Annotated in this window: 16 protein-coding genes; 4 read left to right on the top strand and 12 right to left on the bottom strand. The window is 48.2% G+C overall.

What is annotated here, in order from left to right; translation table 11 throughout:
* Window positions 1-131: 131 nt before the first annotated feature.
* A complete protein-coding gene (gene rapA, locus METMA_RS0117300) occupies window positions 132-2903 on the bottom strand; it encodes an RNA polymerase-associated protein RapA (protein WP_020160369.1) in 2772 nt (923 codons plus the stop codon).
* Window positions 2904-3338: 435 nt separating this feature from the next.
* On the opposite strand from rapA, the gene METMA_RS0117295 reads away from it, so the two are divergent.
* The 3 genes from METMA_RS0117295 (at window position 3339) to METMA_RS0117285 (ending at window position 4804) form a co-directional block, all read left to right on the top strand.
* A complete protein-coding gene (locus tag METMA_RS0117295; RefSeq protein ID WP_020160368.1) occupies window positions 3339-3692 on the top strand; it encodes a hypothetical protein in 354 nt (117 codons plus the stop codon).
* A gap of 169 nt (window positions 3693-3861) precedes the next feature.
* Window positions 3862-4467: a DUF3313 domain-containing protein gene (locus METMA_RS0117290; RefSeq protein ID WP_020160367.1), complete on the top strand. Its 606-nt coding sequence runs from the start codon at window positions 3862-3864 to the stop codon at window positions 4465-4467.
* Between the two features lie 100 nt (window positions 4468-4567).
* Window positions 4568-4804, top strand: coding sequence for a TIGR02647 family protein (locus METMA_RS0117285; protein WP_020160366.1), 237 nt, complete (start codon window positions 4568-4570; stop codon window positions 4802-4804).
* Window positions 4805-5081: 277 nt separating this feature from the next.
* Here the strand turns inward: METMA_RS0117285 and rpoH are convergent, their stop codons facing one another.
* The 6 genes from rpoH to METMA_RS0117255 all read right to left on the bottom strand — a co-directional run bounded on the left by rpoH (window position 5082) and on the right by METMA_RS0117255 (window position 11140).
* Window positions 5082-5939 carry an RNA polymerase sigma factor RpoH gene (gene rpoH / locus METMA_RS0117280; RefSeq protein ID WP_020160365.1) on the bottom strand — a complete coding sequence of 286 codons (858 nt, stop codon included), beginning with the start codon at window positions 5937-5939 and terminating at the stop codon, window positions 5082-5084.
* Window positions 5940-6021: 82 nt separating this feature from the next.
* A complete protein-coding gene (ftsX, locus tag METMA_RS0117275; RefSeq protein WP_036250508.1) occupies window positions 6022-7041 on the bottom strand; it encodes a permease-like cell division protein FtsX in 1020 nt (339 codons plus the stop codon).
* Window positions 7042-7128: 87 nt separating this feature from the next.
* Complete coding sequence (gene ftsE / locus METMA_RS0117270) at window positions 7129-7785, bottom strand: cell division ATP-binding protein FtsE (RefSeq protein ID WP_020160363.1); 657 nt, start codon at window positions 7783-7785, stop codon at window positions 7129-7131.
* Window positions 7786-7792: 7 nt separating this feature from the next.
* A complete protein-coding gene (gene ftsY, locus METMA_RS0117265) occupies window positions 7793-9793 on the bottom strand; it encodes a signal recognition particle-docking protein FtsY (RefSeq protein ID WP_027147415.1) in 2001 nt (666 codons plus the stop codon).
* A gap of 20 nt (window positions 9794-9813) precedes the next feature.
* Complete coding sequence (locus METMA_RS0117260) at window positions 9814-10410, bottom strand: SCO family protein (protein ID WP_020160361.1); 597 nt, start codon at window positions 10408-10410, stop codon at window positions 9814-9816.
* Window positions 10403-11140, bottom strand: a complete 738-nt coding sequence (locus METMA_RS0117255) for an SURF1 family protein (RefSeq protein ID WP_020160360.1) — start codon at window positions 11138-11140, stop codon at window positions 10403-10405. The genes METMA_RS0117260 and METMA_RS0117255 overlap by 8 nt, the downstream gene beginning before the upstream one ends.
* A gap of 80 nt (window positions 11141-11220) precedes the next feature.
* Between METMA_RS0117255 and METMA_RS0117250 the strand changes: the two genes are divergently transcribed.
* Entirely contained in the window at window positions 11221-11472 is a 252-nt protein-coding gene (locus METMA_RS0117250; RefSeq protein ID WP_020160359.1) for a twin transmembrane helix small protein, read from the top strand.
* Window positions 11473-11543: 71 nt separating this feature from the next.
* Here the strand turns inward: METMA_RS0117250 and METMA_RS0117245 are convergent, their stop codons facing one another.
* The 5 genes from METMA_RS0117245 to METMA_RS0117220 form a co-directional block, all read right to left on the bottom strand.
* On the bottom strand, window positions 11544-12407 hold the full coding sequence (locus METMA_RS0117245) for a cytochrome c oxidase subunit 3 (RefSeq protein ID WP_020160358.1): 864 nt from the start codon (window positions 12405-12407) through the stop codon (window positions 11544-11546).
* A gap of 12 nt (window positions 12408-12419) precedes the next feature.
* A complete protein-coding gene (locus METMA_RS0117240) occupies window positions 12420-12962 on the bottom strand; it encodes a cytochrome c oxidase assembly protein (protein WP_020160357.1) in 543 nt (180 codons plus the stop codon).
* Window positions 12963-13177: 215 nt separating this feature from the next.
* The gene (gene ctaD, locus METMA_RS0117230; protein ID WP_020160355.1) at window positions 13178-14791 is read right to left on the bottom strand and encodes a cytochrome c oxidase subunit I; all 1614 of its coding nucleotides are present in this window, start codon (window positions 14789-14791) and stop codon (window positions 13178-13180) included.
* Between the two features lie 55 nt (window positions 14792-14846).
* Window positions 14847-16280: a cytochrome c oxidase subunit II gene (gene coxB, locus METMA_RS0117225; RefSeq protein WP_020160354.1), complete on the bottom strand. Its 1434-nt coding sequence runs from the start codon at window positions 16278-16280 to the stop codon at window positions 14847-14849.
* 825 nt (window positions 16281-17105) lie between these two features.
* Window positions 17106-18971, bottom strand: coding sequence for a hypothetical protein (locus tag METMA_RS0117220; protein ID WP_020160353.1), 1866 nt, complete (start codon window positions 18969-18971; stop codon window positions 17106-17108).
* Window positions 18972-19037: the final 66 nt, after the last annotated feature.

Here is a 19037-nt window from a genome sequence, read left to right as displayed (position 1 = left end):
GCTGATTCATACGAAACATTCGCATAAATCAGCTTTAATATGTGGGGGCGACTTCAGTCGCCCAGGGCGATTGCCATCAGCAGGGCGACTGAAGTCGCCCCCACATGCTCAAGTTATTTCATGCACATTCCTTAGCTGGTGATGACGAATCGCACGGCATCGAGCCGCAATTGCGCCACCTGAATGTTTTCATGCAACAGCATCGCCCTGTCCTTCAGCAGTTCGATCTCTTCCTCTTTGATAGTCGGATTGACCTTCTTCAGTCTGGCCAGGCGTTTTATCTCGCTGGTCAATGAGTCCAGCATGGCCTTGGTCGCATCGGCGATCAGCACCTGCATGTCGGCATTGGCTTTTTGCTCGGCTTTGTCCAGCATCTTGACAAGGTGCTGGCGCTGGCCGTTCATAAACGCCACTATTTTCTGCTTGTCGAAGGTCGTTCCTGTTTCGACCAGACTGCGGTGCTCTACGGTTTCGCTCAGGTCTTTGATATTTTGGTCAATCAGGACCCTGATAGGCGTAGGCGGCAGAAAACGGCCGATCTGCAATTCGGCAGGGGCGCTGCACTCGACAATGAACAGACATTCCAGCAGAAACTGCCCGGCTTTAAGATCGCTGTGTTTGACCACGCTGACCGCGGCGTTGCCGGTTTCGCTGGACAGCACCATATCCATGGCCCCCGTGACCATCGGGTGCTCCCAGGTCATGAACAGCATGTCTTCACGCGCCAGCGCACAGTCCCGGTCAACGGTTACGGTGACGCCGTCTTCAAGCAGTCCCGGAAAATGGGCGAGCCGCAAATGTTCGCTGGGCCTGAGGATGAAGCAGTCCGGCGAATGAAAATCGGTATCGACGCCGTAACACTCAAACACATCTTCCATGTAGGGCCAGAGCACGCCTTCGTTCTCGTAGGACTTGAGCTGGTCGATAATGGCATTGGCCTGTTCTTTGCGGCAGGAATTCAATTCCAGCAGTTGGTCGCGGCCGTTATGCAGTTCGATTTCGATTTCCGCCGTCAGGGTCTTCGTCTTATCGATAAAAGCGTCTATCCCGGCCTGATCTTCGGTTTGCAGAAAAGCGGCCAGATCGTCGTGCAGTCGGTCGGCGACCGGCTGGGCGGCCGAACAATTGCTGCGGAAGGCGTTCAGCCCTTCGTCATACCAGCGATACAACCGGTGCTGCTCGGTATTCTCCAGATAAGGCACATGAATCTGGATCACATGCTTCTGACCGATACGGTCAAGCCGCCCGATGCGTTGTTGCAGCAAGTCGGGATTGGTTGGCAAATCGAACAGAATCAGATGATGGACAAACTGAAAGTTGCGACCTTCGCTGCCGATTTCGGAGCAGATCAGCAAACGTGCCGCGCTTTCCTGGTCGGCAAAATAGGCAGCGGCGCGGTCGCGCTCGATAATCGACATGCCTTCGTGGAAAACCGCCGCCGCGATGCCGGCACGATTTTTCAGTGACTGCTCCAGGTCGATCGCCGTTTGCGCGTGCTTGCAGATCAGCAGGGCCTTCTGGCCGGCCAGTTGCTTGATCTTATCGACCAGCCAGATATAGCGCGGATCTTGTTGCAGATCCTCGGTATTGGTCTGTCCGGTTAACGCATAACCGTAACGCTCCCGTTCAGGGAAACCCTGCACCGTTTGCCGAGAATTTCTGAACAGGATGCGGCCGGTTCCGTGATGATCCAGCAAGATCCTGATCAACTCATCGCGTGCGGCCGGGGCTTTGGCGGCATCGTTCAGATTTTGCAGCAAGGCTTCCACGTTGTCGTTTTTAAGCAGTGTCCTTAACGATTCTGTCGCAACTTCATCAAGCGGTTTTCCGGCCAGTAATACCTTGGCCGCATCGGCTACCGGTTCAAAAAGCCGCTCTTCTTCCAGGAACGCGGCAAAACTGTAGAAGCGGTCAGGGTCCAATAGTCTTAACCGGGCGAAATGGCTCTCCTTGCCTAACTGCTCCGGCGTAGCGGTCAACAGAATCAAGCCGGGCGTTGACTGAGCCAGTCTCTCGACAAACAGGTAGTCGGGGCTTGGCGCTTGCTCGCGCCATTCAAGATGATGGGCTTCATCGACAATGACCATATCCCACGATACCTGTAACGCCTGCTGCTGCCGGCGCGGATAGGCGGCGAAGAAGTTCTGGCTGCACAGCACCAGCTGCTCGGTCGAGAACGGGTTGTCGCCGTGCGTTTCGAGACAGCGTTCCTCATCGAAGATACTGAACCGCAGATTGAATCGCCTGAGCATTTCCACCAGCCATTGATGCAGCAGACTTTCAGGCACGATGATCAGGACACGGGTACTCAGCCCGTTGATCAGTCGGTGGTGCAGGATCAGGCCGGCCTCGATGGTTTTGCCTAAGCCCACTTCGTCAGCCAGCATGATTCTGGGCGCGGAGCGGTTAGCCGCCTCCTGGGCAATAAATAGCTGATGAGGAATCAATGAAGTCCGCCCGCCGAGCAAGCCTTTAACGGGTGATTGCTGATGTTGCCGTAGACGGCGCCAGGTCTCGAACCGCAACTGGAACCAGGCGCTGGGGTCGATTTGCCCGGTGAATAACCGGTCCTGAGGTTTGTTAAATTGAATGTGGTGATTCAATTCGACTTCATCCAAATGGACTTCCCCGCCAGCCTCATTTTGGGCGATATAAGTAATCAAGCCCTCTTGCTCAACCGTCCTGATTACCTTCAGCTTGATCTCGTCGATCGATTCAATCTGGTCGCCTGGCGAAAAACGGACACGCGTTAATGGCGCGTTGTCACGCGCATATATACGCCGCTCGTCACTGGCCAGAAAAAGCACGGTGACACGATTGCCTGTTACCTCAAGAATAAGACCTAAACCGAGTTCTGACTCGGTATTACTTATCCAGCGCTGGCCGGGAATGAAATTTTCCATTTATTGCTATGCCATTAAAATAATTTAGTCAAAAAACACTGTCATTATAAGCGTTACATAAATTGTTACGGCAATTAATTATTTGCTTTTCTGCCCCTATTCGTTTTATTTGAACAGACTTGATAATTGCTTCTGTCAGTCGTTATGGATTGCCGGGGTGGGCTGATTGAATAATAAACAAGAGCAACTATACTTCCAGGGTTTATCTCCGGTTTGATGAAGCGGAAGCGGTCCTTGAAAAATACGACAATAAGATATAGCTCTTTAATATCAGTGCTTAATTTTCATCTACTTAAGCATGAGCTTGCGATTTAGCAGAATCTGTTAAGCCGTCATTAAGGTTTGACCGCTTACCATTTATCCAAACTCATGGTTATCAATCGTTTTGATTAAAAACCTGCTCGGAACTAAATTACTTAATTGAGAAGGATTCCTATGAAAAAGTTGCTTTTTATCATTCAATTGGCTGCGCTTGTCGCAGTATATTCCTCGCCCACATACGCGTCCGGAGGCCATGGCAAGGGCCGTGCACTGGGACACTATAAACACAAACATAAGCATCGCCCGGTGGTGATAGAGAAACACTATTATCATGAGGAGGTAAGGCATTATCCCGCGCCGCCACCGCCCCAGTATTCGCGCCCGGTCGATCAACGCTCCACACAAGGTCTGGTGGGCGGTGCCTTAGGCAGTGCCTTAGGCTATGAAATGGGCAAGGGAGATCCTGTCGCTTCCGGTCTGGGCGCAGCCGCAGGTGCTTATATCGGCAATGGCATGAGCGGCCGCTAACAAAATATTCCCTTTCAACAAAAAGAAAACCTGCCCGGCGAAATTCAGGCAGGTTTTTTTATCATCAAAACACCAGCTCCAAAACGTTCCCAGCCGCCCTATTCAACCAATGAAAATACATTACACTTATAAACTGAATCCCAAAACTCAGCCCAGGTAACTGTATTTTATGTTCTTCTTTAATCGTATCGCGCTCAGCATTTTTATCGTATTGAATGCGGGGTGTGCAAAAATCCATCAGGCAGAATCGGTAGTGACATCCGATTTCCTTGACGACTATTCCTTGCTTAAGAAAGGCTCGCAAAATGATGCCCTGCTAAGTTACTGGAACAGCGGGACGGACTGGACAACCTATAAAAAAATTATTGTCGCCCCGGTCATTATCCGTAAAGTCCCCGATTCCGAACTTAATGAATTGCCCCATGCCGAGAATTACCGGCTAAAGGAACTGTTCGAGTACAGAATCCGCGAAGCCTTGAAAAAGGATCATAAATTAGTCACCAAACCCGGCTCTGATACATTGCGCGTTCAATTCGCCATTACCGACGCGGAATCCGCTATCGGAAAAGCCAGTGTCGAAGGTAAAATAACCGACTCACGCACCGGCGAATTGCTTATGGCTTCGGCCGACTGCCGGGCAGGCAGCAATAAAATATTGCCTAACACATTCCATAGTTGGGAGGATATCGAGCAATCCTATCAATATTGGGCTGCCCAATTAAGCTATCAGCTTTGTGAAAAACAAGGTCATTATCCGTGTCAAAAACCGGAGTAATGCCTGCCGCACCGTCGCGCAATGGTAACTGTAAAAATTCAACGCCTCTTCCCGAAAAGCATTATGCTATCGTTTCATTTAATAATCATGAGGATTTGCCATGCCCTATACCCAAGATATTGTAGAGGAGCTTAACATACTGGTCCGTTACAACCTGACGACCACTCAAGAGGGCATTAAGGTTCATAAGACAGCGACCCCGGAAATTATCAACGCTACCCAGCGTTTATATGATAAAGGGCTTATTTCGCAGAAAGACGGCGGCTATCTGACCACTCTGGGCCGTGAAGTTGCAGAACAGGCCCAGGCTATTCTTGATATACTCAAACCAGCTTAAAAAACCCAAGGATTTGGCCGTAAATAATTTCCCGGTTTGCGGATGCAATTAACGGTTATGTAGGGTAAATTCACTTGTACCTTTTAGAGTATTCGCCCAGGCGACTTAAGTCGCTCCTACAAAGGCATTTGTTCATCAAGGTTCAAGGATGCTATTAATTGCCGCATCCTAAACAACGCCTCAGGCTCGCTATTTCGCCGATCCAACGGCGAACCAAATAAAAAAGGCCTGCGGTTTTAACCGTCAGGCCTTTTTGTTCAAGCTATCTATCTATTGATCAGGCTTCAAGCACAACCGCCGCGCGTAATTTCTTCATGGCATTTTGTTCCAATTGCCTGATTCTCTCCGCTGACACGCTATAGCGCTCGGCAAGTTCATGCAAGGTCGCTTTTTTATCTGCCAGCCAGCGACTGGAAAGAATATCGAGACTGCGTTCATCCAGTTCCGACAAAGCCTCGGATAATAAACTCTGCTCGTGCCCTCCCCAATCTTCATTTTCAAGCAATACAGCCGGATCAGTGCCGTGCTGCTGAAGATAATTGACAGGGGCGGCATAACTTTCGTCCGCCGAGTCATCGGTGGGCATATCGAACGCCATGTCCCGGCTATCCAGGCGTTTTTCCATTTCATAAACGGTATTGACATCGACATCGAGGTCCTTGGCAATAGCCGTGGCTTCGTCATTGGACAACCAGCCCAGATTCGCTTTGGATTTGCGCAAATTAAAGAACAGCTTGCGCTGCGCCTTTGTTGTCGCGACTTTTACAATACGCCAGTTTTTGATGACGTACTCGTGAATCTCGGCTTTGATCCAATGCACGGCAAATGAAACCAATCGTACGCCGACATCAGGATCAAAGCGCTTCACCGCCTTCATTAACCCGATATTACCTTCCTGAATAATATCCGGCATGGGCAGGCCATAACCGCTGTAGCCTCTGGCAACATGAACGACGAAACGCAAGTTGGACATCACCAATTCCCGAGCCGCTTCCAGATCGCCATGATCTCTGAATCTCAAGGCTAACTCGCGTTCTTGTTCGGCAGTCAATCGAGGCATCTGCCTGACAACATTCAAATAGGCATCAAATGTACCGATTGATAAATCCGCGGGTAAAGCTAATGCATTACTCATGATATCCCCTTAGTAAAAATCTTTGTTCGAATTCTAGCACTCCATTCCTAAGAGTGCTAATAATTTTCTAAGTTCACTTGTTCTACTCGGGTTTCAGTTGTTGAAGCTGGTAGCTGAGCACAGCCCACGATCCTAATACGCCGAGCAGAGAGGAAATAAACAACAGGACCAGTGTTTCCGAATAGCTTAAAAACAATAAATGAAAATCGCCTTCGTATAAACCGGAGAGCTCTTCTATAGGGCGCTTCAATATCAGCATCATTACAGCAACGATAAACCATGCCGCCACACCGGAAAAAAAACCGATCCAAAACCCACTGTACAGGAACGGTCGTTGAATAAAGCTGTTGGTGGCGCCAACCAGCTTGGCAATAACCACTTCTTCGCGACGATTATGCAATTCCAGTCGTATGGTATTGCCGGTAACGAACAGCACAGCGACTCCCAACAGCAGGCTTAACAAAATACCGGCACGTCGTGCCAATTCCATGAATGACTGCAGGCGCCTGACCCAGTCCATATCCATTTGAGCAAAATCGACTTCAAAAGCCTGTTTAAACGTATTAAGCAGGTTTTCGAGTTCCTGCCTGTCTTCCAGGGCATTTTCAGGCAGAACCTGTACAACATTAGGCAGCGGATTTTTACCCAGCGATTTAACGGCCTCGCCAAAGCCGCTGTATGTCTGAAATTCTTCCATTGCCTCGCTCTTGGTAATTAATTTGACTTCCTGGACAGATGGATTCCGCTTGATGCTCGCTGCAAATTTTCTGGCGTTTGCATCGGAGATATCATCGCGCAGGAATAGTGATATTTGATTGCTTGCCTCCAAATTACCGGCCAGCTGCTGAAGATTCGCTACCACGATATAAAAACCGCTGGCCAGCGAAATAGCAATAGCCAGCACGGTTATAGTCATAATGGATGTATACGGAGAATCAACCAGGCGTCCGAGGCTGGAAAAAAGGGCGTGTGCATGCAGATCAAAATAGGCATGCAATTTATCGCTGAAATCCCCCCCCGAAACCCGGGTTTGCGGACCATCCGGTCTGGTTTGCGCTGTTTTTTTGTTCTTTGGGTGATGACGTTGATGTCTTGCAGGCATTCGTTTTTCTCGCTCGCCATATAGACTTCTGAAAATCATCGCCAAGATATTCGGAAAGCTAGCTGTGTTTTTTCTGCCTTTCATCATTTAACTCGCCACCAGTTGCCCATGATCCAACTTTAAAACGCGATAGTTCATTTGGGAAATCAACGAAATATCATGCGAGGCAATCAATACAGTGACGCCTACCTGTTGAAACTGTTCGAATAAATGCATGATTTCCGCTGACAGTTCCGGATCCAGGTTACCGGTTGGCTCATCGGCTAAAATCATCGGCGGCTTATTGACTACCGCCCGGGCAATCCCGACTCGCTGCTGTTCGCCGCCGGACAAAGCCAACGGATATTTTCTTTCCTTGCCTAATAAGCCCACTTTATCCAGTGACGCGCGCACTCTTCGAGAAACTTCGTGACGACCATAACCGGCAATCAACAGCGGCAGCGCCACATTATCGAAAACCGTCCGGTCCTGCAGCAGCTTATAATCCTGAAAAATCAGCCCTATTTTTCTTCTTAGGTAGGGAATCTGTCTGTCCTTGGCATGATTAAGATTGTGGCCATCCAACAAAATTTGTCCACGACTGCTGCGCTCGATGACCGCAATCAATTTCAGCAAGGTGCTTTTCCCGGCGCCTGAATGACCGGTAAGAAAAGCCATTTCCCCGTGCTGCAAATGGAAACTGATATTACGCAATACATCCCCGGTTTCAGGATAACGTTTGCTGACTCTATCGAACTTTAACATAACATTTTCAGTCGTTGACGAATAATGCGTCGACAAAGGTTTCCGCATTGAAGTCCTGCAGATCATCAATGCCTTCGCCTATGCCTATATACCGGATGGGAATGCCGAATTGTTTGGCCAAGGCAAAAATGACGCCGCCTTTTGCCGTGCCATCCAGTTTGGTCAAAACCAGCCCTGTCAAGGCGACGGTCTCATTAAACAGCTTGGCCTGGGATAATGCGTTTTGTCCAGTGCCGGCATCCAGTACCAGCAATACTTCATGGGGCGCCTCAGGATCCAGTTTACCCATAATCCTTTTTACTTTTTTCAATTCATCCATCAAATTTGATTTCGTGTGCAATCGGCCGGCGGTATCGGCAATCAACACATCAATACCTTTCGCCTGCGCGGACTGGACGCCATCATAAATAACCGATGCCGAATCAGCGCCGGTATGCTGGGCCACGACATGGATATTATTGCGCTCGCCCCAGGTTTGCAGCTGCTCGACAGCCGCCGCTCTAAAGGTATCGCCGGCCGCCAGCATGACGCTATAACCCTGGGCTTGCAGGCGCTTGGCCAATTTACCGATGGTCGTGGTTTTCCCCGCCCCATTAACGCCGACCACCAGAATGACGAAAGGATTATCCTGTTTCGGGATTTGCAATGGCAGGCTGCACGGTTTGAGCATTGAAAGCAGCTCCTGCTTGAGTACCGAGGACAACGCGGCACTGTCATTCAACTGATGGTGCTCGACACGCTCAGTCAAGCGCCTGATGATTTCCGTCGTTGCATCCATGCCGATGTCCGCCATTAACAAGCGGGCTTCAATTTCTTCCAGCAAATCCTCATTGATTTCTTTGTGGCCCAGAGGAATTGTGGCCAGAACCCCGCTAAGCCCGGAGCGTGTACGTTTTAGCTGTGATTTCAGGCGCAAATAAAGCGACTCGGGCTCAGGCTCGACATAGACTTCCTCGGCGACCGCGGGTGGAGCGACCACGGCCGGCTGAGGCGGCGCCTCAAGCTCAACAGCGGGTTGAGGCGCTTCCGCATAAGCATAGCGGCTGTAAAAACTGATAGCGATCAGCGGCAGCATCAGTAGCGCCGAAAAAGCATTATGCGCCACTACCCCCCATAAAGGCATGGTCAATTTGACGATGACAATGCCCAGGGCGATCTGCACAAACAGCAACAGACTCAGCAGCAAACCGGCTTTTCTTACCGGCTTCGGATAGCTTGCCGAAGTAGCGCTCAGCATCACCAGACTCAGCAGGATAAAGCTGATCAGCGCACCAACCCTGTGCAACCAGTGCGCCGCGACTTGCGCGTCATAAGAGATAACGCCGCTATAACCTGTGATTAAGCCTTTAAACAGATTCAACGCTCCCTGGTAATCGGCCTCAGGCCACCAGGAGCCATTGCACTGCGGAAAACCGGTACAGGCCATCGCACCGTAATTCGTACTGGTCCATGCGCCTAAAACAATTTGCAGGAACAAAACCAGCATGGCGAAGCGGGCAAAATTTCCCGGACCCGTACGCGATTTTGATGTAGAAACTCGAGGATTTAACCGTAAATACAGCCAGGAAAGCAGCCAGAAAATCAGCATTCCCGATAACAGATGACCGGTTACTGCAATCGGCATGGCTTGCGTTTTGACAATCCCCAGAGCTAAAGCCGCCTGCACCCCGAACAGCAATACCAGAACCCATGAAGTTGTCATGGCGGCCAGGCGCGCTTGTTTCTGACGCCAGGACGTCAAAGCCAGCAAAATAATAAACACGCCCAAAGACCCGGCCAGATAGCGGTAACCCATTTGCTTCCATGCTTTTACGGTATCGAGCGGCTTATCGGGAAAGGCCTGTGCGGCCCGTGATTTAAAATCCGCATCATCGCTCACCAAGAATTGACCATAGCAACCTGGCCAGTCAGGACAGCCAAGCCCTGCCCCGGATAAACGAACATACGCTTCCAACAGAATCACTATTAACGCTAAAACGGCGCTAAAGAGAGTTATTTTTCTAAACATTGTTATTTTTCTATTTCTAATTAGCCGATTTGTGAAATTTTCAGAAGATGCGTCAGATCACTTTTTACTTTATAAGGATCGAATCCAGGCTCGTACTGCATCATTAAATTGCCTAGCGGATCCATTAATAAAAGCATGCCATCGGGTACCTCGCCTTGTCTGATGGCTGTTATTTTTTCAATGATGGCTGGATCGGGCTTGACTCTTAACAGGCGTGTATCCTCCTTCCACCATTGTGCCGCGACTTCGGGCGCCACATCCTTAAAAATCATGGCGACACGGCGCGTGCGGACCAAATCCTTGCTCATCATTAACTGTAATTGTTTGGTCTTGTACATGGCCTCAAGGCAGACGTCATTGCAATCATCATGCGGAATCACATTGACAATCAGCCAACGCCCCGGCAGTTGATCCATATTTTGCGCTGAAAATGCGTCAAACCCAATTAACTCGCTGCGCTCGGTGGTCACAACAGGGGTTATCAACTGCCCGTAATTGGTCCTGCCCTTTAAAAATCCGGGGTTTTCCTTGAGCACCCAGGCGATCAGGAAAGGAATGATAGACATGCCAAAAATTGCCAGAATCAATAACCGATTTTTTTTCTGCTGATTATTCATTGTCTTTTTTAATACTGTACCAAATAAATATAATCGTCAGCGTCAAAGCCAACCCGAACCACTGAACCGCGTAACCTATATGTTGCTCAGGCGGCATAACCGTTGTCGTGCGCCATTCCCGTTTAAAGCCGTCGGGTTGATCTTTATCCAGTTCAACCTGAAACGGGAATAATGAATAACCTAACTTTTTTGCCAGAATCTCGCTATCGACCCATTGAACCACCGAGGGCCAACTGTCAGTCGGAATCTCGGCGCCGGCCAGTTTTATACCGACACTGGGGAAACTATTAATCCGCCCTTCGATAATTGTTTGCCGTTTTTCGACTGCTATTTCGGGCAAGATTGATCGATCCTCATTTAAAGGCACCCATCCCCGGTTTACCAATACCGCTTTGGATTCTCCCTGCAATATAAATGGTGTCAACACATAATAACCGGCTTTGCCATCGCTGATTTGATTATCTATCAAGAACTGATGAGCGTGATCGTAACTGCCGGCCACCGTCACATGCCTGTATCTCAGTTCGTCCACATCGTCTGTGACATTTGCCGACAAGTCCAAAGTTTCTGAAGCCAATCTTTGTTCTTCCAGCTTGATAAACGCCTGTTTCTCATCCGATCTCCTCAATTGCCACGCACCTAATGTCAACAATAACGATAACAGGCATAGGTAAGCGACAGTAGGCACTATTTCGAACGTCAATGACCTGCTACCAATTTTAATATTCATACTTTTTGCTTTAACCTCTTGGCACGGACGCCTGAATAACCGAGAATACAAAAAACCTTACTTGCCCGTATGACTACAATATGATTATAAAAACCTTCATTATTATTGCCTTTATCCTGATTATCATCAGTCTTGGCTCCGCCCTTTTTTATCTGGTGAAATATAAAGATCAGGAACAATCCGAAAAAACAGTCCGGGCACTGACTTTTCGCATTACTCTTTCCGTTATTTTATTTATTTTTATTTTTATAGCTGTTGCAACTGGTCTCTTCAAACCCCATGGGTTGGGCGTTCAAATACACGGCCAGAAACCGGCACAAACCGAAAAATAATATCGCCGTCTTTCCGACAAAAAAAAAGCGCTACCGGTTTAGGCAGCGCTTTTTTCAGACTTATTTTCTGATTACATCAAGTAAACGAAGACAAACAAGCCTAACCAGACTACGTCAACAAAATGCCAATACCAGGCGGCCGCTTCAAAAGCGAAATGATTTTCCGGTTTGAAATGACCTCTCCAACTCCTAAACAGCACAACACTTAGAATAATGGCGCCTACGCAGACATGGAAACCGTGAAAACCGGTCAGCATAAAGAAAGTAGAACCATAAATGCCAGAGCCTAAAGTCAAGCCCATTTCGGAATAAGCTTCATGATATTCATAGGCCTGACAGGCCACGAACAAAAAGCCCAATGCGACTGTCGCGACCAAACCTTTGATCAACTGATCACGTTTTTTGGCTAATAAACCGTGATGAGCCCAGGTACAGGTTACACCGCTGGTTAACAGAATCAGGGTGTTCAGGAAAGGCAAGCCCCATGCGCCCATCGGTTCGAACTCGCCACCGACATTAGCAGGACCGTTAGTAGGCCAGACAGCGTCAAATGATGGCCACAGAAGTTCCTTAGTCGCCTGGCCGATTCCTTCACCGCCCAGCCATGGCACTGATAAATTACGGGTATACCAAAGTGTGCCGAAGAACACACCGAAAAACATAATCTCTGAAAAGATAAACCACATCATACCCATGCGATAGGAAATGCCTACCTGAGTATTGTACATACCAGATTCACTTTCACCGGCCTGCAAGGTAAACCAACCGGTCAGCATGATAATAAAAACGACCAACCCAAGAATCATCCAGGCTGACCCCATGGGTGAACCATTTAGATGATTTGCAAAACCGGCCAGCATAATCACCAGGCCGGCAGTGCCCACAACCGGCCAGGTAGCCTTATGCGGTACGTAGTAAGCATTATTTGTAGACATAACCATCCCCTATTATTTTTTCACTGATGTTTCAGTATTATCGAAAAACGTATATGCGAGTGTAATTGTCTTGTATTTTTCAGGTAACTCAGGATTCACGACAAAACGCACGGGCATGGTTTTGCCTTCTCGAGCTTTAAATGTTTGTTCTGAAAAACAAAAACACTCTATTTTTTTTAAATATTCTGCAGCCGGCCCAGGCGAAATACTTGGAATTGCCCGAGCCACCATCGCTTTGTCGGTCTTATTTTCGGCATAAAAATTCACCGTATGGTATTCGCCTGGATGAACTTTTATTTTTTTTGTTTCTGAACGAAATACCATCGGTGTCGATTCATTCAGCGCAGTCATGAACTCTACAGTAATTTCCCGGCTCTTATCGACCTCATAGCTCTCTTCCTTGACTGCTGCTTCGACTTTGCCATTGAGGCCCGTGATATCACACAGCACATCATAAAGAGGAACCAGCGCATAGCCAAACCCAAACATACCCAATACAACAAACACTAATATGCGAACCAACCTAGTGTTTTTTTGTGTAACGTTTTCTTTCATTGAGAAACTGCTCTTAATACCGCAAAAACATAAATAATGACCGCAACGATAATTAAAACCACGGCTGTCAAAATATTTTTCTTTTTTGTATCCATAATTTCACCTGATACGTTGCCCGTTGTTCAGACAACGTATCTTAAATAAATTATTTATACCTTCATAAACATGATCTGGCGCTGCTGCTTTATGTGAAAGCAGCAGCGGCGTCCAATGCATCAGATATGTTCAGTCGGCACGGTGGCTGGAGGTGTTGTAAACGTATGATACGGAGGGGGTGATGGCAAGGTCCACTCCAGACCATGTTTATGTGCATCTTCCCACACTTCATCCGTTGCCTTTTCGCCGGTTCCGCCCTTAATGGTATCGATAACGATGTACAAGAACAGCAACTGGCTTATGCCGAAGATGAAGCCGCCAATACTTGAAATCATGTTCCAGTCAGCAAATTGAACCGCATAATCAGGAATTCTGCGTGGCATGCCGGCCAATCCCAGGAAATGCTGCGGGAAGAACAGGATGTTGACAGATACCGCGGACAACCAGAAATGCAACTTGCCGATTCTTTCGTTATACATGTTGCCAGTCCATTTAGGCAGCCAATAGTAACCGGCCGCCATCAAAATAAAGACAGAAGCAGGCACCAGCGTGTAATGAAAGTGCGCCACGATAAAATAAGTATCGTGATACTGGAAATCAGAAGGCGCTATAGACATCATCAAACCGGTAAAGCCGCCTATGGTAAACAATACGACGAAAGCGATCGAGAACAGCATGGGCGTTTCAAAAGTCATCGATCCTTTCCACATGGTGGCAGTCCAGTTGAAGACCTTAACGCCAGTAGGGATAGCAATCAGCATGGTTGCATACATGAAGTACAACTCGCCCGCCACCGGCATGCCGACTGTAAACATATGGTGAGCCCATACGATAAATGACAGAAAGGCAATCGATGCGGTTGCATAAACCATTGAGCTATAACCGAACAAAGGTTTACGGGCAAATACCGGAATGATGGTGGAAGCCACGCCGAAAGTAGGCAGAATCATGACATAAACTTCAGGGTGACCGAAGAACCAGAAAATATGTTGATAAAGAACCGGGTCACCGCCGCCAGCCGCGTCAAAGAAGCTGGTGTCAAAGAAGCGGTCTGTCAACAGCATGGTTACCGCGCCAGCGAAAACCGGCATGATGGCAATCAGCAGGAAAGCGGTAATCAGCCAGGTCCAGACGAACAGCGGCATTTTCATCAGTGTCATGGCTGGAGCGCGCATATTGAAAATAGTCGCGATAATGTTGATCGCCCCCATGATGGATGAAATACCCAGCAAATGCACCGAGAAAATCGCAAAAGGCAAGGCCGCGCCAGTCTGCAGCACTAACGGCGGATACAAAGTCCAACCGGATGCAGGCGCGCCGCCTTCCATGAACAAAGTGCTGGCCAGCAACAGAACACCTGCCACCAGCATCCAGAAACTCATGTTATTCATGCGAGGCAAGGCCATATCCGGCGCACCGATCATCATGGGGATCATCCAGTTGGCCAGACCCACAAATGCAGGCATAACCGCACCAAATACCATAACCAGCGCATGCATGGTAGTCATTGAATTAAAAAACTGGGGATCAACAAACTGCATACCCGGTTCGAACAGCTCGGCACGAATGATCATTGCCATCGCGCCACCGATAAAAAACATCGCCAGCGAGAACACCAGATATAAGGTGCCGATATCTTTGTGGTTAGTCGTGATAACCCATCTTAAAAGCCCCTTCTGAGGGCCGTGATCATGATGCTCATCATGCTCATGTTCAGCTACTACAGCAGACATATTTTATACCTCTATGAATATATGAAAAGATTTTACAGATAATAAAGTCAATGACTTACTCATCATCATCCTCAGCAGGCATAGCCGATTGCAGAGACTGAATCGCTGAAGGCTGTATAAAATCCCCTACCGAATTACCCAGTTTGTTACGGGTATATGCTACGACCGCGGCAAAATCAACCGCATTTAACGTATTTCCGAAAGCCGGCATCATGCCTTTTCCGTTCAACATTAAATCAACCTGGGCATCAATATCTCCCGTTACCACGGGACTCGCCGTTAAGGCCGGAAAAGTACCGGGCATTCCGGAACCATCCGCCATATGGCAAGATGCACAGTTTTGGGCGTAAACAGACTCCCCTCGAGCCACTAAATCATCAAGTGACATTTCCGCACTCGCATCCACTTGCTCTTGCGGCTCCGCTTTTTCAGTGGAAGCGGCGGGAGCTGCTCCCTCAGGCAGCAACTCTTGTATAGCTTTTGGCTGTATTTCATCACCGACCGAATTGCCTAATGCATTTCTGGTATAAGTAATGACCTGAGCCAGTTCAGAGGCATCCAACATTTTTCCGAAAGCAGGCATCATGCCTTTACCGTTCAATACCAGCTCAGCCTGAGCTTTAACATCGCCTGTCACAATAGAGCTGCCGGTAATAGCAGGGAATGTTCCCGGCACACCTTCGCCGCCAGCCATATGGCAGGATGCGCAGTTTTTCGCATAGACGCCGGCGCCTTTTGACACCAACTCATCATGACTTTGATCGTTCAGATCCGGGCCTTTCGCGGCTTCTTCCTGAGTCTTTTTCACCCAGGCATCATAGTCCGCCTGTTCCATTGCAACGACCACGATAGGCATAAAGGCATGATCCTTACCGCAGAGCTCTGTACATTGACCGCGATAGGTTCCGGGCTCATCTACAGAAGTCCAGGCTTCATTAATAAAGCCGGGAATTGTGTCTTTTTTCCACCCCAGGTCAGGCACCCACCACGAATGAATGACGTCAGCCGCTGTAAATACGAAACGAATTTTCTTTTTAACGGGAATAACTAAAGGTTTGTCTACGTTCAACAGATAATGTGGAACGGTACGAGGATCTATGCCGGAATCGATTTGCCGTGCTTTATTGCTGGCTTCATCAAGATTACTGAAAAAATGAATACCGTTGTCCAGATATTCATATTCCCATTTCCATTGCCACCCGGTGACTTTGATGGACATTTCTGATTCTTGCACATCATCCAATTCCAGCATGGCTTTTGTTGCCGGAATAGCCATGCCGACGAGAATCAGCGTCGGAATAATTGTCCAGATAATCTCGACAGTTGTATTTTCATGAAACTGCTCCGCTTTATGTCCTTTTGATTTACGATGATGGTAAATCGAATAAAACATGGTACCAAATACGACGATACCTATGAATACGCATATCCATAAAATCAGCATATGCAGGTCATAAATATCATTACTGATCTCTGTAACCCCTTTCATTAAATTGAGCGTATATGCCGCTTGCGCTGTCCCTAGGCCAAAAGCCATTAAGATCAGACCTGCGAGCAGTTGCTTTGTTTTGTTCACGGAGCAGCCCCCTCGTTAGTAGTTGTAAACTCTTGTATGCTTTATATCGTTTCGTAATTTCCAAGACACGCCAAATTTCGCTCTATGCCTTTTCCATAAGAATTCTCACAAATAAACTGCGTAATTTTAACCTATGAAGCTTTTCTAAGCTAGAAGTCTGTAGAATTAAAACTACAGCAGCGCGTTAATTACCTTATATTCAGCGCATTGAGATCTATCCGGAAAGTCCATGAATATTCAGCTTACATAAAGCTGACGGCATTAAATCAAGCGCTAAAAAATAGGAAGGAGGACCGACTGTCTCTCATAAGTCTGACCTATCTTTAAGATTGCCCGCCAAAGGCAGAGACGGGGCGTATCAAGTTCGGGTTTAGGATTTGGCTAAAAATGACTTCCTGAAATTATAATCCTGCACAGGATGCGCTGACCCAAAGCAGGCGCTCCAGACGACGTGGTGAGGCGCATCCTATGTCCGACATTTCGCAGCCAATATAAAGGCGGACCTACGTGTCCGCCCTTTTTGGGTGGACAAAGGGTTATCGAAGAGCCGTTGGGCAAGGGCGAACACACAGGTTCGCCCCTACGTGTCTGTTCATTTTACGGTCTCAGGGCATCAATCCGTAGGAATTGCCCGATTAAAACGCCTGGGAATCAAAGAAAATGAACAGGCCGATTAAAAATCGATACTGAAATTGAGCCGAAAGACAAGTCAGTTTCGGGAGCTAAAATTCCCCTTCCTTAGCGCAATTTATTTAGAAAAGCGGCATCAATTCGACAGCCGCCAATTTCGGGATGATCCAGCACATCTTGTTCGAAATCCCTGACGGTAGGCAATTGTAAAGCGATACGATTGATTTTGCCTCCGGAAAATTCAAACTCCATGGCGCCACCTTTAGCGCGTGGACTGCCCTCTTTGGTAGCAAACAAGAAAATGCCCACCTCCCCTCCCGGTTTACCTTGCGGTCCAGGCGCGGGACGGGCACAACTGAGCTCGCTTATGGAAAGTCCTGACATGAATTGCGCCAGTTGACGCGCATCAACTACCACACCTTCGCCGGGGATGACCATGGGAGCGGATGATTCCGGCAGCACTGCCGGACCCCCTGAGGTACCCGGGGATGGAGAGGCCGACGCAACAGACTGACTCAACAAGGCTTCCAGTCCCAAATCACCTAAATGATTTTGTAGCAACACAGTACCATCGCCCTTTTTTTCGGTGGTCAACAAAGGAAATATCTGACGCGCCATTTCCGCCGGATTAGGGTTTTTAAGCACCGAAAACAGTTGTCTTTCTATTGATTGGAGCGCTGAAAAAACCCGCTCTTTTTTCTGCCTGGTCTCTCCGATCAGTTCCCAGTCCGATGGCGCATTGACGGACAACCCCATGGTTTTCATGACGGTATAATCATCATCTGCCAGGCAATTGCCGAACCCCTTATTGCGATACATCTTCAGATCCTTAGGCCGAATGTCGTCAGCCATGGCCATTTGCCGGGATATATTGTAGTTTTTCCAATCGCCATTTTTATTCAGAAAATAGTAAAGCACGGCATTACGATCGAATTTATTAAAACCAAGCTCCTTCATAACCAGTTTCAACTTCCGGCAATTGCTCTCGACGTCAACGTAATTATCCCAATCAGGGTTTAAATTCGGCTTGGCGGGATGCTGCGATTGCTCGATCATCTGCTGCAGCGTAATGTCGCCGGTTGTTGATTTTATAGGCGAGTACCACATTTCTTCCAGCGACAAGTCACGCGCATCGGGTATCCCGTCAACCGTCATTTTCAACAATAATGCCGGCAGAATTTCAGGGTATATCTTTAACTCTCCCAACGGTTTGACATCCGAACCGAACGGATTAACACCGCCCTCGGCCACTTCATAGACCTTGAATAGAGAATGATTGAGCGTACCGGTTTTACCTGAGAAAGCAGTCGCGGCCGGCAGCGAATGCGACTCCGAACTATGCTTGGCTGATGCCGGACTGGCAGCCGGCGCCGCTTGAACAACAGCCGGGGCCGCTTGCTGACTGTTTCTTATCCATTCGCCGGCAAACTGTCCCATAACGGCAACCCCCATGCCGACACCGGTCAATGCCAGCAGATTGCCGGCCGTATTCACATCGCCGGCCAATCTGGAGAAATCCATGTCATTATTGGCATTGGTATGGAAATCATAATCAATCATGGTTTCTTTACCCGAATCCAGTCGTATCCAGGGCGTCAGATACTGTTTTTTGGCATCGAACTTGAAATTGCACTTTCCCGACCTGGCTTGATACAAAAAACCGGCGGCTTCACTGTTGAATTTCAGCACATTGTTACGAACATAAAAAATCAACGCCGCCGACTGATCGCCTTTGCTATAGGATGGCGCGATATCAACGCACCCGCCTTTTAGCGCATTATCCGCCTTGGAATCAAACTCTGAAATCAGCCGCACATAATAATCATCGCCATCGATAACCGAGAAACCTTGCAGGGGCTGAAAAGGATGCGGCTTGATCTCAGGGGGATCAATGGCAATTTGACGGGTAGACGCGCATCCGGACACCAGAGTGCCGGCAAAAAAGACAAGAGTGGATATATAACGAATAGACATGTATTAACCTTGTATCGCTAGCTGAAATGCGACTCAAGCAAAAAAGGGGAAAATGACAAGGCCTTC

The sequence above is a fragment of the Methylobacter marinus A45 genome, assembly GCF_000383855.1.
Classification (GTDB): Bacteria; Pseudomonadota; Gammaproteobacteria; order Methylococcales; family Methylomonadaceae; genus Methylobacter; species Methylobacter marinus.
This window is presented reverse-complemented; position numbering and strand designations above follow the sequence as displayed.